This window comes from Bacillus sp. FSL R5-0447 (assembly GCF_038606125.1).
Lineage (GTDB): Bacteria > Bacillota > Bacilli > Bacillales > Bacillaceae > Bacillus > Bacillus velezensis.
The window spans coordinates 1,290,258-1,305,074 of record NZ_CP152012.1 but is presented as its reverse complement, the minus strand read 5'-3'; the positions used below and the strand labels follow the sequence as shown (position 1 = coordinate 1,305,074).

Genomic DNA, 14,817 nt, shown 5'->3' with positions numbered 1-14,817 from the left:
ATCAACAATCTTTTTTATCAGGAGGTATTGTGATGTTCAAAAACCGATTGAAACGTGTATTTATAAACGCAATCTGTCTTTCTCTCATTTTCACTGCTTTTACATTCTTTGAGAAGTTTCCTAAAGCAAAAGCGGATGCCCCGTTTGCCTATGGCGCTGATATAGGATGGCTGAAACAAATGGAGGACGAAGGTGTGCGCTGGCTGGATGACGGCGGAAAACAGAAAGATGCCTTGCAGATTCTTAAAGATCACGGAATAAATGCCGTGAGACTGAGAGTGTTTGTGAATCCGCCAAGCAGCTATTATTGGCTGAAAGACGGGACAACATGGACCATGCTCGGCTATAGTGACAAAGCGGGCGTACTTGCGGCGGCAAAAAGGGCAAAAGCGTTAGGAATGAAGGTAATGGTTGACTTCCATTACAGTGATGTGTTCGCTGATCCAGGCCACCAGATCAAGCCGAACCAATGGAACGGCTATTCAAACAGCCAGCTGCAGGCAGCCGTGTATAACCATACGTACGATGTCATGAAAGAACTTAAAAATCACGGCATCTCCCCTGATTGGGTGCAAGTAGGAAATGAAATGAATTCAGGAATTTTACTGCCCGACGGCAGCACGAACGATTTCAGCAAATTGACCGGCTTACTGAACAAAGGCTATGACGCCGTGAAATCCGTCAGCCCGGCCACCAAGGTCATCAGCCATTTGGCACACGGCACGGACAACAGCCTATTCAGATGGTGGTTTGATCAATTCTTTAAAAACGGAGGAAAAACCGACATCATCGGCGTTTCGTTCTATCCCTATTGGGAAGGCAAGCCGTACTGGGAGCTCACCAGCCATTTATCATCTAATTTGAATGACATCGCCTCACGCTACAACAAGGAAGTCATGGTGGTTGAACTGGGCGGAGATGAAAATAATCCGAAAGATTCCTACTGGACCATAAAAGACACCATAAAACTGGTGAAAGCCGTTCCGAACGGCAAAGGAATCGGCGTATTTTACTGGGAACCCGAAGCTCACTCCAGCGTTCTGTCAGACGCGTATCCATTAGGCGCAACCGCCAAAGTGTCTAAAAACGTCTTGAAATACACAACCGCAATCGACGCTTTTCATGATGCCGCAACAGGAAAATGATTGATGCGAATCTCAAGCAGGCTCATTGTGCAGCCTGCTTTTTTATAAGGCTGTAGTGTTGGCCTGTTATGAAACAGAGCAAGTAACGAATACGGAAAGAAAAATACCCGAAAACCCGCGTTTCGGTTAAAAAGCCGCTTTTTAAATAGAATACTTCTTCTGTTCCCCCTCCTTCTTATTTCTGCGCACTATCTCTCAGTTCCTAAATCATAACTTTACGATTGTTGAAAAAGAAACAAACATTTTATAATATTGTGTAAGCACCACCGAGCAGGAGGACGGGCCATGGACAAAAAAGAACAGCTCCTCACGGATTTCAGGGACTTTTTTAACAAGATGGTGTGGCTGAATAGGCTGAAGATGGAAGAAAGCCTTAAGGGGCATAAACCTTCTGAAGTGCATTGCATCGAATTCATCGAAAAAATTGAAGACGCCAATGTGACAAAACTTGCGGAGTCCCTTTATATGACAAGAGGCGCCATAAGTAAATTAACGAAGAAGCTTATCAATAAAGGCCTTATCGAAAGCTATCAGAAGCCGCTTAACAAGAAAGAAATCTATTTCAGGCTTACCGAACAAGGAAAAGTCATTTATAAAATTCACGAGGAATTGCACAAAGAGTTTCAAGAACGGGACAAAATCGTGTTTGAACAAGTAACTGATGAACAATTTGACACGATGCTGAACTTCGTGGAAACATACAGCAGGCATTTGGATTCAGAAATAAAGAAACTTGGTGCAGACTTGAAATCGGAATAAATATGAATAAAACCATAGGCAGCCCTGCTCCATGAAAACGGGCTGCCTTTTTATATCCCTCTTATTGTTGACAAAGAAACAAAACCACTCTATTATTTTGTTGACAAGGAAACAAAGACAGCAATTTTGAGAGGAGAATACTATGTCAACACATAAAAGAAAGGTACTTCGGCTTCCAAAAGAAGTTCTCACAGCCGCCTGGGCTATTGCACTGGGAGCAATCGCTCCAATGCTTGACTCTACGATGGTAAACATCGCCATCGGCAAACTGACCAAAGACTTCAACACAACATTGGATATCATTCAGTGGTCCGTTACAGGCTATATGTTAGCACTTGCGATTGCAGTACCCGTATCCGGCTGGCTTATGAATAAATATAACGGTAAGAAAATCTTCATCGGCTCAGTCATCGCCTTTGGTGTCATTTCTGTTTTTGCGGGAATGAGCCGTGACGTTTCCAGCTTCATCTTCTTCCGTTTGCTTCAAGGATTCAGCGCCGGCATTATCACTCCGCTTATGTCAACACTCTTGGTTAAAACGGCAGGTCCGGAAAACCTGGGAAAAGTGATGGCAATCGTCAGCACCCCTATGATCTTCGGCCCGATCTTAGGACCTGTCATTGGGGGTTTCATCGTCCAAGGCGCTTCATGGCATTGGATTTTTTACATCAACGTGTTCATCGTTTTGATTGCTGCACCGCTTATGATGAAAACCATTCCAGACTTTGAACCATTCAACAAAGATCGTAAACTCGATATTTTCGGGATTATCAATTTGTCATTAATGAGCGCGGCATTGATGTACGGTATTACAAAAGCGGCGGATCATGCATCATTTAACAATAGCGACACCATTTTATGGACAGGCATCGGTCTTGTTTCAGCAGCTATTTATCTTGTATATAATCAGATCAAGAAAAACCAAACCGTGCTGCCTATGAATTTGTTTGCACACAAGAGCTTCTTGGCATCTTCGATCGGGTTGTTCTTAGCGAATGTTGCCATCATGGGGCCGATGTTAATACTTCCGCTGTTTTTTCAAAACATTCGTCAGTTCACGGCAGCCGGAGCAGCACTCGCTTTAATCCCTCAAGGAGTCGGAATGCTCGTGACTCGTCCGCTGATCGGAAAAATGATTGATAAGATCGGTGCGAAATACGTGGTTACGGTCAGTCTTGTTCTTTCGCTGATCGGATCTATCCCGCTTATTTTTATCACCGATAACACAAGTATGATTTGGATTTCCGTCGTATTATTTATCCGCGGCACCAGTTTTGGAGGAATTATGCTCCCATTAATGAGTGACGCTTATACAGGTCTTGACAGCAAACAGCTTCCGGAAGCAGGTGTCGGTATTCATATGATTGAAAACCTCGGTTCCAGCTTTGGGTCAGCTGTGATCGCAACCGTTACCGCAACTGTCATACAAGAATTGCAGCCGACGATTCCGAACAGTTTAAAAGGCTACCATGCCGGATTCTTAGTATCCGTCATCATCCTTGCGGCCATCTTCATTCCAAGTCTGTTCCTTACCCATAAAAAGACTGCCATATAAAGAACTTTTTAAAGTAAAAAACCCTTGCGCAGCAAGGGTTTTAATGAATGAAACTGATGATGGTTGCCGGCAAAGTCAGCCAACAACAGACAAAGCCTTTTACTCATTCACATTGCTTTTCATTAACCATTCTACTTCCGTTAATTCTTGTTTTTGAACGTCTTTTGTATGTTTTTTCGTAAAATGGACTTTAACAGCTTCTTCGTTTTCCCAAATCTCCCAAAGCATGATTTTGCGTTCTGATGGTTCAAGCGGATAAGCATGGAACTGAATACAGCCTTCTTCTTTGTTCGTTTCTTCCTCAAGTTTTTTGAACTCTTTCATTATTTCATTAAGGTCTTTATCACTGATGATTTTTAAGCATGCCGTTATGTAATGCATCGAAATTCCCCCTCTTCCCATCTTTTTATGGCTTTACATTATAACATTTATCGAAAAACGAAACCGGCCTACCGCATTCTCAACATATAAAAAACCGTCCATAAAAATGAACGGCAATGTTTATTTAAGAGCATTAAGAGCGACTTTTGCAGCCTCAGCGATAAGAGCATTATTATAATTGGCATCTTCCGTAAACCGGTTTGACAGGATTGCCAAAACAATTGGGGCTCTGTCAGGCGGCCAAACGATCGCAATGTCGTTTCGTGTGCCGTAGCTTCCGGCTCCGGATTTATCGCCGACTTCCCATCCTGCAGGAGCGCCTGCCCGAATCAGTTCGTCGCCGGTAGCGTTGCCCCGCATCCAATCTGTTAAAATCGTGCGCTTGTCAGCCGTGAGAGTGTTACCCAAAGCGAAAGTCTTAAGGTCAGTTGCCAGTGCTTTTGCGGTGCTTGTGTCACGACGATCCCCGGGAATCGCAGAGTTTAGATCCGTCTCGAATCGATCAGCTTTCGTTACATGATCCCCGATCTGTTTCAATGATTTTTCAAAACCTTTGGGACCGCCAAGCTGCTGCAGCAATAGGTTCCCGGCGGTATTATCGCTGTAACGGACAGCGGCTTCTGAGATTTCTTTCAGGCTCATGCCTGTATCCATGTGTTTTTCTGTGATTGGAGAATATGTAACCAAATCGTCTTTGCTGTAGCGGATGATGGCATTAAGTTTTTCATTTGAGCTTTTCTTCAGAACAGCAGCTGCAGCCAGAACTTTATAGGTTGATGCGTAAGCAAACCGTTCATTCGGCCGATAGGCGATTGTCTTGTTTGAACCTGTATCAATCGCATAAACGCCGAGCCTGGCATCAAATTTTTTCTCAAGCTGAACAAATTTCTGATTCGTTATACAGCTTGTCATTTTTGCGTCCTCTATAGATTTCGCTTCAGCATGCGCTGAGCCAAATAAAGGATTGAAACCGGTAAAGCTTAAACATAAGAGTCCAATGCATATTCCAAATTGTATTCTCGCTTTATTTTTCACATCCAGACCTCCTCATTATAATGATTTTGTATACATCTTCTAATTAACATTACAAACAGGATGAAAGTCAATATAATTCCTGTGTGATGTTTTCCGTGACAGTTAGGAAATCAGCTGAAAATTTAATTAAAACACCCCTGACTCTTCAATGGATAGCGTTTCTTCCGGCAGATATTTCGCGAAGAACCCATGTGATACAGCGTTTGATTTCTTGCTTGAGCCACGGCCGCTCTACCCGGATTCATTTTGCCATCTGGACCATGCAGCGGAAGCAGGCGGCGCAACGGCCGCCGCTCCCGTAAGTAATACCGCTGATAGAATTTCCTTGTTATTGCTTCTCCTGCTTTTTGTATTCTGCGATTTCCTTAGGGGTAGCCTTCCGGACTCCGTCTGTGTCTGTCCTGTTTGCCACTTGAACGCCTTCCATGTTTTTTATCTCGCTGACGACTCCCAAATGCTCTAAATACACATGATCACCAATCTTGAAACGATTCAGTTTGGCCCGCTCCTCGGTCATGCTCCTGTATTCAGTCGCGGCTTTCATTTTTAATTCAGCCAGACACATTTGACAAAGGGTTACTGTTACAGAATTGCCGTTAAAATCAGTAAACGAAACCGATCTGACAGATTCCTTTTCCGGGTGCATCGTGCATGTTTTCTTCATAGGCGATGGACGTGTAAATTTAATCATTCCGCTTCCTCCTCAAAAAAAGTCTTTTCGTCCCTCAGACATAACTCCGGTTGAATGGGAAGTTTAATACACCTGCATTCGAACTGTCACGACACATGGAGATTGCCTTTCCTTCGCCATCTGACGGATTTTCATACATCCTTCATAGCTGTAAGCCTATATTCCTTTATATTCCCAATGCTTGCCGCACTTCCCTGTTAGGATGAAATTTCCAAAGCTGTTGACCAGTTGCCGCATGTTGGTTCCATGCGACAAGCCTTTGGGCAGCCATATCCCAATTCATATGGGTAAATTTCAGCCCTCTCATATGTGTGTATGCTTTGTAAAGGAGGTGCATCACATAAAGTTCTAACAACCGATTCAACATGAACAAAGTGATTTAGTCGACAAAAAGATTGTCAGGAGCAAAAAGAACGGTGAATCTAAAAGCAATTGATCTTTTTGAATATGGATTGTAAGTCAACGCATTTTCCAAATTAATAAGATAAATAAAAATAGACCCCCTCACAGTTAATGGTAAGGGGGTTATTGAGTATACGGCCGATATTTCTTTTTTGAATCCAAATGTCTGCATTCCCATACCGTCTACAGATATACTTTCTCTAGATTGGAATATTTTAAGCATGTATAAGGATAACAACTGAAATAAACGAAGATTATGCAAAAATGGATTGATGAGGTGTTGAGCAGTAAAGTGTTTTATGATTTTGCCGCCATGATAATGTACAAATATTTAATTAATACTGTATTAGTTTATTCAATATGTTAATTTTACTTTGATCTTTATTACTCTTCTTTGTTCTTCTATATCCATCTAATAAAGACTTATTATAAACCTTGAGGTAATCATCAATAGTCAGCAAATGATATTTGGCTCCGTCATCTTCAAAAACCCCTAGGTTATTATAGTCTACGTCTGCAAATGGTTTTAAATCCTCAATGCAAGCAATGCCTATTTTAGTATTCGTTTTCCTAAATTCATGCTCATGTAAATCAACCAATTTATATCCTTGCAGTTCCATACTTTTTTTAGCTTTTCCCACTTTTCCTCTAAAAATATTACAGGAATAAGGATATCAATATCTTCTGGTGAAAAGTTCAACCCAGTTACCTTCTCAAGACCTAAAGATCCATATAATAATGGAATAATGTCTAACTCTTTATTAAGAGTTTTAGCTATATTTATAAATTCATTATACAATTTCATCTTTATATCCCCAATTTTTGGCCATTTAGAATCAACTGCTACTTGGAGTTTCTTTGGAATTTCATAAATCCTGTAGGTCAATTTTATAATTTCCACTTTAAAAGGATTCTTTTATCTCAATGGATCTCCTGAAGCTATATGCCAATGCAGATGCTTTGAATCCTGATAATCTCCTAAGTTTGTAAGCATCCTGCAAGAACCACTTTCTTTTGTCACCTTCGCCGCAACCTTTTTAATCACACCCAGCAACTCGAGTAAAAGTTCATTGTCGTCTTCTTCCAAAGTGATTAAAGAAGAGATATGTTTTTTAGGAATAGCAACAATATGCACCGGCCAAAAAGGTCTTGTATGATGATACGCCAATACATTCTCGGTTTCTAAAACTTTATTTACTTTTGTTTTTCCGCTTAATACTTCATCGCAATAAAAGTCTTCTGTCATCATTAATCCCCCTTACTCTTTAGCTTTGATCATCATAATCAATATACAAATTAACCCAATGCTCTGCTTTATTTTTCACTTTTGTTATTAAGATAAGAGAACCACAATAAACTTATGAACCCAGCAGCTCCTATAATTGTAGATATAATGTAAGTCCAATTAAGTAAATCCATAAACTTCTCCTCTGAGAAATAATTTCAATACATCAAATTTTGTGTTTTTTTCTGATTAATAAATTCTTTATTCTTCCTCAAATTTATTTATTCTGCTTAACATTCCCCTATCGTTTTTCGAAGCTTTCTTCAGCGATCTTTTCTCATATAATGTTCCTTTATTAATCACAACAAAATCAGTATTATTTTGCACATAAACTTGGGAGTCAGATGATTCATAGTAACCCGTAACGTTTTCTAAAACCGTCTTGGAATTGCCTTTATTATATAGATCATAGTTGACTGGCGGTCTGCTGATTGCAAATTTCCCAAAAACAGCAACATCATCCTTACCGGGAGTATGGCTCGCTCCTTTAATAAATATGACGCTAAATATTAAAATCAAGAAAATTGCAATTAAAGTTCCTGCAAACATAAATTTTTCATTTCTTTTCCAGTTCAACATAAACAACCCTTTTCTTTATCATGCCGTGTTGATATAAGTAAATCTTACAATTTATGTACTAACATATAAATGTTTAGAATTTAAACAAGCCGCTTCCATTCAACATACTTAAATCGCTGCTGATGAAGGTCTTCCAGGATTGATGCCCATTTACCTCAGCCTTCCGCAACAACAATGTTTTTTTCAATCTATCCTCAATCCATTCACTTCAAAGTTACTCACTCTTCCGAAAGTGTTTTTACTTAGAGCTCAGCTACTTAACCACAACTTTTTGTACAAGAATAGAGTCCCAAAGCCAAAAGATCAGAGAAAATAATACGCTGAATAAATATACCTCATAACTCGCTAGTATAGACCCTATTGGATTATAAGGTTCAAAGAGAACGGCCATGATTAGCCATGTAACAAATGAAGATACTGTGTATATTAAGAGATATGTTAAATTGAACCTTCTAGGTTTTCGGTTTAAGATAAGCTGCAATGGCAATTCAAAAATTAAATAACATGTCAACATGATCCCGCTAATTATAAGATAAGGAACATATTCAGCTTGATGCAGGGTGATCACATATACCAGTGTAGAACATATGGCCGACAAAATAAGGACAGCTAGGTATCTTACTACCATCAAATCTATCTCCCCCCTTACGATTAAAAAACAAAAATGCTTGCAATTGCTATTTTTCGTAATAATAAGATTTGACCCAAGGATAGATTCTGCCCTTATTTTCACACCATTCAACAAATCCCTTTGATTGTTTTTCTTTAAACAACAACCAGTCATTCAACAAATCTTGATAATAGTTAAGCTGTTCGTTATTGCTTTTTCTTGTTTGTTGACATTCTATCTTGTTGTTCAACTGCCGGGACTTGGTAAGAAGTGCTTGATCTTCTTCAATATCGCCTAGATATAAATCTTCGGATATGTGATGAAATGAATACCACAAGGCGTTCAAATGAATATCGATTAACGTTAATAAAGATAATTGTTCATTACTGCCGCCTAGTCTAAGTGCATTATTCAAGTAATCAACACGATTTTCAGTATTTAAAAACACACCATACCACCTGTATGGTCTTGGATCTTCGGGGTTACTCTTCATCCATGCTTCAAGCAGAGGCTTTAAAAGATCCGTTTCTAAAGGGTGAACAAGTATATGGTGAATATCATCTGATGTTTCTAATAAAGCAAATAGCCAACAAGCAAAATTCTGTTGTGCATGATTATCCCACGTTTTGGCTTCATCGATAAAGGAAGATAATGCATTAAGGGATTCTTTACGTAACCCTTTTTCTTTGAGAGAGCAAAACTTTTTAAATAATGGGTATTCATCCAGTCTGTCATTTTTTAAGATATTAGTTAAGACATCTATCATGATTCACATCTCTCTTTGCCTAGAATAAACTTAAACAATTTGAAATACGACATACAATGCAACTTCAGCTACAAGCAAATAAATCATATATCTAGCATAATTTAATACATCTTCATCAGTATTTTTCTCTTTTTTAAAAGTCCATGCAAATAAACCTAATACAGTTGCCACTAACACGATTTCAATTATTGTTAAAATTGACATACCTTCCTCCTAAAAAAGACTAGAGTTCCTTATGATGCATATTTACTTAGTTTCTTCAAAATAATAATGACAATAAACTGAGTTGCTTTCTTCATATCTAATATATGTATCTTGGGTTAAGAACTTTGTATAGCCGGTTGTTTTGAGTATCGCTTTACTCATCATGAGCATATCCTTCTGGATATCATAATCTGTTTGGATATCCAAATTAACTTTAAATGCTGCATGTAACTCAAAGAACCAATCGTCAAATTTAAATTTTAAAATTTTCATTGCGATCCCCCGATCTGTTTCATTGAAATGCGTCAATTTAGACTAAAACTATAAATCAACCTCAATCGCCTTTTCATATGCTGAATGGAAAATTATTTTGTTATCTTTCCATTCGGCATTACCTACTCCTAACACATCAAGGTCGTCTTCACCCTCGGTATTTCGGGTCATAATATATACGGTGTCCTTATTCACTTTTCTCATTAAACCAGGGTATAAACTAGGAACATGCACATAAAAATCGTAAAAGTGATTCGTTTCCCCTAAGGTGGCGTTTCTATATTCTATGGTTACTGTTACATTTTTAGCTGGCGAAGAAATGGTCCCATATGAATCACCAGTTGCCGCCAACAATGCAACTATAAGTACTACTGGAATTGTTAAGCAAATTACATATAATTGCCGTATTTTATATCTACGAGCTAACACAAAAAAACCGACTAAAGTAAGCAGTACAGGGAAAATATAATTTGTTTCCACTACAAAGCTTAAGTAATAACCATCATGAGACATTAAGAAAACAGTTAAATCAAATGCTAAAACCAATACAAAGAAGATTGTTGCTCCATTTATTTTGCGTAATATTTTGTTTACCATAATCATTGCCCCCGTTCATACACCGCACTCGATCATTTGCGATCTGCAGCCTTAGAGTTGCATTATAGCAAAGTAAAAGGGGCGTCAGTAATAAAGACAGAACAAAAAGACTTATACAAATTTAATCTCTTCATTTAATTCAGAATTATTTCACCTTATAAAAACTTTCCATTTCTTCATGTTCATCACCTTCAATGAGTTCAAAGCTGCCTGGTACATTATACATTATTTTCCGTTAATCTATCAATTCCGGTTAATACCTCACCATCATCTTACATCTTCATCTATCACACACCATAATTCATTATCTAATAATACGTTCCAACCTTTTTAACCCGCTTAATCTTTCCAATTCAATTAATTCGAACACTGCCAAGTAATTCCCTGCACTCCGGTTTCTCACCCATAGCCTCTCTTCTCAAATTCTTAACCACACAAGATTAAGGACAAAGACTCAGGTCAAATTATTCATTTTCTTCTCCTTAATCACACATTGTTCTGTTTCTTCATTCCTACATGGTAATATCTTGTTAAAGTATTTCGTATGAAAGGATATGGTCATGAAAGTTTTCGAAGCAACCACCCTGCTGGCCGCCGCCAAGCAGCGCGCGGGTGAACATAAAAAACTGCGCGGTCAGATGGTCAACCTGAAAAAAGCGTTTCAAGGTATGGCTGATCTTGGTGACAATGATTTCTCAGGCCGGGGCGCAAATAACATCAAAGCTTTTTTTAAGGACCACGCCGGCGTCACAGACAGCTGGCTTGATCTGATCGATATGAAAATCGCATTTCTCACAAGCCTTCCCGGTAAGGTCGAAGATGCCGGACTTTCCAATTCGCATGTGGAAGAATCATTTCTGGAGCATGAGCTCACCCACGCTCTTAGTAAATCAAAGGCGATTATGGAAGAGCAGAAAAAGGACATGCGCTCCATCCTCGGTGAGATCGATGACATCATCTCGCTTGATCTATTTTCAACGGAAAGCACAGATCAGAAGCTTTCTTCAGCTGACAAAAAAAGAAGCGAAACCATACATAAACTCGGCAAGCTTGATCACGATTTAACGAAAGAATACGCAGAAACCGAAGCGAACGAACAGTTCATTCAAGCCGACTTTCAGCAGCTCCTAAACGCCACAGGCAAAGGAAAAAGCGCCACGCCGCTTCACTACAATGCCAAGGCGTACCGTGAAAGTGATATTCATAAAGAAAAAGGCGAGATCGCAAGACATTCGTATGCTTATTTGACGATTAAAAAGGAAGAAGCGAAAGAGCGTGAAATCAAGGATCTGAAGAAAAAGCTGGCTGATGGTGTAACTGACCCGGATGAATACTTAGAAATCGCCAAGAAGGTTGGCTATGAGAATCTCACCCCTGAACAGCTTGAATTTGTTTCATTTCTGGAACAGCGTAAAGCTTTCATGGATAACGGAAAAGAAGCATTGCAAATCATAGGTGATGGCGCCAAAGGTCTGCTTGTTGGTGTATACGATCTTGCCAAGGATACCGGTGAAGGAGCACTTCAACTCGGACAGAATATCGGTTGGACAATTGACAACTTAAACAAAGATCCTCAAAAAGTTCTGGATACTGTTCTGGAATACGACTATCTAGGTGTCTTTCAAAGTATGGTTGACACATTGAAGGATGATTGGGATAAAAAGATGATTCACGGGGATGCATATACACGAATGCACTATGTTACTTACTTGGGCGGAAGTCTTCTGTTATTGAAAGGCGGAAAGTCCTCTGTCTCAACAGGTTCTAAAGATCTTGCTAAAGCTGGTGGCACAATTAAGAAAGGCGGAAAGTCTGTAAAACAGTTTTACAAATCTCCTGTCAATCGGTATACTCCTGCATTAGAAGGAATCCTTCAAGATGCTGAGAATACTATTAATGTGAAGAATACACCACTCCTAAAAAGAATAGCCGATTCCACTAAAGATAGTGTACTCTTTAAATCAATCAATGGTAAGTCATCAAAAAACAAGACAGTTAAAAAAGGCCTTTCCAAAAAATCAAGAGAAGTTGCGCTTCCAAAGGTAGACACATATGAACAAGCTAGAAATGAGGCGCTAAATCTAATTGGTGATTTAGGAATAGATTCAAAACCTTTTATAGGTACTTTATCTAAAAGCGCAGGCTTTGGTAAAGTTACTGGCCGAATGTCTGGAGATAATAAAGTCCTTTGGAGATTAGATTATGACCCCGAAAAGGGACCCCATATAAATGTTGAGGATTATAGAAATGGAAAAGGAGATAAGGCAAAGAAATATTATATACCTTTTAACGGAAACGAAGATACTTATAAATCCCTTTTAAAACATTTAAATAAATAGGAAGTGTTAATATGACCTTATACGAAGAATGTCTAGAAGCTCTTGGAGATAACAAAGAAGTCCTCACTATTTCTGAGACACGTAAATATCATGAACAACTTGGCGAAAGTTTCCCCTTCACATCATGGGGAAGAATTAAATGGGATGAAGTAACTTATCACAGATCTATTGATTATGCTGAAGATATTGATGAATGGTTAGTTGAGAATAAAATAGATGATAAAACTGTTATTCTCCTTTGGGCTTACGGTGATTATCCAGGTGTAAAAACCAGCTTAGACAACGCCTTAAACGTAATTGATGATGTAACTGCTGTAGGTTCAGATACCTTCATGTTCAGCGAATCTGGTTATGTTATTGAATTTTTCCATGATGGAGATGTAACAATAGGAAAAGCAATATGAAAATATTAGCCCTTCTTAGTTAAGAGAATCAATATGAATTTAGAGAAAAAAATGAAAGATATATTAATTAAAAGAAAAAAACTTAATCTAGTTGGGATGAAATAATTGAAGTACTCTCAGAAAACGAAGAAAATACAATCAGCTATCTAGAAAATTGTAATAAAGAAGATTTATATTGGGGCAGTGAGGTATTTAAAGATTTAGCTGAAAGTTTGCAAAGTAAAGAACTTATTGATTGTTTAAGAAAATTAGATGAAAAATACCCTGACCTAGAAATGACAAATGATATTGATATAGCAGAAAGTTATATAGAATAATATACGTACCATCTCTTATATTTGACGATAATGATTCTTGATGGTGGTTAGCAATGATTGAAATTAAAGTTTCTGATCCTGTATTTAGATTTCTCGGCGGACATTTCCACCAAGATATAGAATCTCCCGAAGATGCTCTTAATGAATATCTAAATGAAGCATCACAAAAACTAAAAGAAAGAGATTTAATAGCACTAACTGAGTTTGTAAATAGTGATTATTCAGAAGAAGACAAGAATGAATTTATAGAGGAAGCAGCGGATGGCATATACTTTCCTGAAGATGATATAACTCCATTAGAATGGCTTAAGCAAGTCACTGAACAAATTAAAAAGCACCTTAAACAACATAGTTAGAAAAAAAGCCCTCTTTTAAGAAGGGCTTCTTTTATTAATTTCAATTTCACTTCCAGCTTCGCTTTCATGTTTGGTCGTAAATGCCGTATGTCTTCAAACCATACATGGACTGAATCGTTCGACCGCATTTATTGATGAAAGGTAATTTCAAGTGGTATAAACTGCAGAAAAAGAGGGTAATATAAAAAACCCAAATAATGGACTTAATTATGCTAACATGCTACTAATATCTTCTCATCTAAGAGGTTTATATAAAGGTTCTTAGTTTATATTCTTCTAATCCTATTTTATGGGATTTTTGCCATCTCTCTGATGAACAAAAAGTCGTTAAACCATATCGGCTGTATTAGATGTAGAGATGTATATTAATAAAGATGGCTCAATAGCTGCTGCACATCCTTTATATAAAAAACCAAGGGAATGATTGATTTTATTATGGTATATTCATTTGAATGTAAAAGAGACCATTTAGGATACTTACGAGTAGTTCTCCCCGCAGGGTTAGAATACTTTTCTGATTTCATTGAAGACATTGTTTCGATAGATGAAGCTGATGAATACTTGAAAATGATTCAAGACGTATTGGATGGTTCTTCTGAAGAATATGAGATTCAACTAAATACAACCATTGCATATATAAAAGAAGATCAAACAGTCATAGAACACCTTTATACAGAAAATGAAAACGATAGAAGCTCCATGGAGACAGAAAAATTCAAAAAACTTATACTCGACTGGAGAGACAAGATCCCCCAAAGGTATAAGAGTGATGATTAAAACTTTAGGTCCCTTGAGATTCAAGGGACTTTTTTATTACTTTAATACTGCTTCAAGTTTCACTTTGTTTTCGATCCGCAGTTACTATCTGGAGAACTCATAAGGAACGGTCTGACAAATTTTCGGTTTTCAGTGCATAATAGCTATCAATGCCATTTCCTTGTCCTTCTTACTGGAATAATGTAAGCCTCTAGAGCTGTTTCAATAAAAAGTAAAAAACCCTTGCTGCGCAAGGGTTTTGGCTATGATTCCGACTGGGCTCGAACCAGCGACCTCTACCCTGTCAAGGTAGCGCTCTCCCAGCTGAGCTACGGAATCATGATATGTATGTGTTGCTGGGTA

17 protein-coding genes, 1 tRNA gene and 3 pseudogenes are annotated in these 14,817 nt (G+C 38.3%); 8 read left to right on the top strand and 13 right to left on the bottom strand.

From position 1 onward, the window contains the following. Positions 1–32: 32 nt before the first annotated feature. The 3 genes from NYE68_RS06835 (at position 33) to NYE68_RS06825 (ending at position 3,459) form a co-directional block, all read left to right on the top strand. A complete protein-coding gene (locus tag NYE68_RS06835) occupies positions 33–1,145 on the top strand; it encodes a glycosyl hydrolase 53 family protein (protein ID WP_094032359.1) in 1,113 nt (370 codons plus the stop codon). Positions 1,146–1,430: 285 nt separating this feature from the next. Then, a complete protein-coding gene (locus NYE68_RS06830) occupies positions 1,431–1,904 on the top strand; it encodes a MarR family transcriptional regulator (protein WP_012117330.1) in 474 nt (157 codons plus the stop codon). Positions 1,905–2,046: 142 nt separating this feature from the next. After that, entirely contained in the window at positions 2,047–3,459 is a 1,413-nt protein-coding gene (locus tag NYE68_RS06825) for an MDR family MFS transporter (RefSeq protein ID WP_324635934.1), read from the top strand. A 99-nt stretch (positions 3,460–3,558) separates the two neighbouring features. Here the strand turns inward: NYE68_RS06825 and NYE68_RS06820 are convergent, their stop codons facing one another. The 12 genes and pseudogenes from NYE68_RS06820 to NYE68_RS06765 all read right to left on the bottom strand — a co-directional run bounded on the left by NYE68_RS06820 (position 3,559) and on the right by NYE68_RS06765 (position 10,282). Next, positions 3,559–3,861, bottom strand: coding sequence for a putative quinol monooxygenase (locus tag NYE68_RS06820; RefSeq protein WP_223252784.1), 303 nt, complete (start codon positions 3,859–3,861; stop codon positions 3,559–3,561). A gap of 99 nt (positions 3,862–3,960) precedes the next feature. After that, positions 3,961–4,881 (bottom strand): class A beta-lactamase, encoded by a 921-nt coding sequence (gene bla / locus NYE68_RS06815; RefSeq protein ID WP_094032357.1) that lies wholly within the window; start codon positions 4,879–4,881, stop codon positions 3,961–3,963. A 322-nt stretch (positions 4,882–5,203) separates the two neighbouring features. Then, entirely contained in the window at positions 5,204–5,566 is a 363-nt protein-coding gene (locus NYE68_RS06810) for a hypothetical protein (protein WP_064107888.1), read from the bottom strand. A 159-nt stretch (positions 5,567–5,725) separates the two neighbouring features. After that, positions 5,726–5,865 (bottom strand): annotated as a pseudogene (locus tag NYE68_RS06805) (hypothetical protein); the annotation flags it as partial. Positions 5,866–6,303: 438 nt separating this feature from the next. Continuing rightward, positions 6,304–6,773: pseudogene (locus tag NYE68_RS06800) on the bottom strand (hypothetical protein). Between the two features lie 111 nt (positions 6,774–6,884). Then, the gene (locus NYE68_RS06795; RefSeq protein ID WP_324635935.1) at positions 6,885–7,217 is read right to left on the bottom strand and encodes an HIT domain-containing protein; all 333 of its coding nucleotides are present in this window, start codon (positions 7,215–7,217) and stop codon (positions 6,885–6,887) included. A 237-nt stretch (positions 7,218–7,454) separates the two neighbouring features. Beyond that, a complete protein-coding gene (locus tag NYE68_RS06790) occupies positions 7,455–7,832 on the bottom strand; it encodes a hypothetical protein (protein WP_264101503.1) in 378 nt (125 codons plus the stop codon). A gap of 253 nt (positions 7,833–8,085) precedes the next feature. Continuing rightward, on the bottom strand, positions 8,086–8,460 hold the full coding sequence (locus NYE68_RS06785; protein ID WP_324675430.1) for a UPF0715 family protein: 375 nt from the start codon (positions 8,458–8,460) through the stop codon (positions 8,086–8,088). Between the two features lie 49 nt (positions 8,461–8,509). Then, complete coding sequence (locus NYE68_RS06780; RefSeq protein WP_094032356.1) at positions 8,510–9,208, bottom strand: hypothetical protein; 699 nt, start codon at positions 9,206–9,208, stop codon at positions 8,510–8,512. A gap of 30 nt (positions 9,209–9,238) precedes the next feature. Beyond that, the gene (locus NYE68_RS06775; RefSeq protein ID WP_175406755.1) at positions 9,239–9,412 is read right to left on the bottom strand and encodes a hypothetical protein; all 174 of its coding nucleotides are present in this window, start codon (positions 9,410–9,412) and stop codon (positions 9,239–9,241) included. 42 nt (positions 9,413–9,454) lie between these two features. Further along, positions 9,455–9,685, bottom strand: coding sequence for a hypothetical protein (locus NYE68_RS06770; protein WP_039251891.1), 231 nt, complete (start codon positions 9,683–9,685; stop codon positions 9,455–9,457). 48 nt (positions 9,686–9,733) lie between these two features. Then, a complete protein-coding gene (locus NYE68_RS06765) occupies positions 9,734–10,282 on the bottom strand; it encodes a hypothetical protein (RefSeq protein ID WP_064116066.1) in 549 nt (182 codons plus the stop codon). Between the two features lie 560 nt (positions 10,283–10,842). On the opposite strand from NYE68_RS06765, the gene NYE68_RS06760 reads away from it, so the two are divergent. The 5 genes and pseudogenes from NYE68_RS06760 to NYE68_RS06740 all read left to right on the top strand — a co-directional run bounded on the left by NYE68_RS06760 (position 10,843) and on the right by NYE68_RS06740 (position 14,475). Beyond that, positions 10,843–12,621, top strand: a complete 1,779-nt coding sequence (locus tag NYE68_RS06760; protein ID WP_324635937.1) for a T7SS effector LXG polymorphic toxin — start codon at positions 10,843–10,845, stop codon at positions 12,619–12,621. 11 nt (positions 12,622–12,632) lie between these two features. Continuing rightward, entirely contained in the window at positions 12,633–13,025 is a 393-nt protein-coding gene (locus NYE68_RS06755) for a hypothetical protein (protein ID WP_061861370.1), read from the top strand. 33 nt (positions 13,026–13,058) lie between these two features. Next, positions 13,059–13,342 (top strand): annotated as a pseudogene (locus tag NYE68_RS06750) (hypothetical protein). Between the two features lie 53 nt (positions 13,343–13,395). After that, positions 13,396–13,698: a contact-dependent growth inhibition system immunity protein gene (locus NYE68_RS06745; protein ID WP_324635938.1), complete on the top strand. Its 303-nt coding sequence runs from the start codon at positions 13,396–13,398 to the stop codon at positions 13,696–13,698. A gap of 420 nt (positions 13,699–14,118) precedes the next feature. Further along, positions 14,119–14,475, top strand: a complete 357-nt coding sequence (locus NYE68_RS06740) for a tRNA-Val4 (RefSeq protein ID WP_324635939.1) — start codon at positions 14,119–14,121, stop codon at positions 14,473–14,475. A gap of 245 nt (positions 14,476–14,720) precedes the next feature. Here NYE68_RS06740 and NYE68_RS06735 read toward each other — a convergent pair. Then, positions 14,721–14,793: transfer RNA gene (locus NYE68_RS06735), tRNA-Val, on the bottom strand. Between the last annotated feature and the right edge of the window lie 24 nt (positions 14,794–14,817).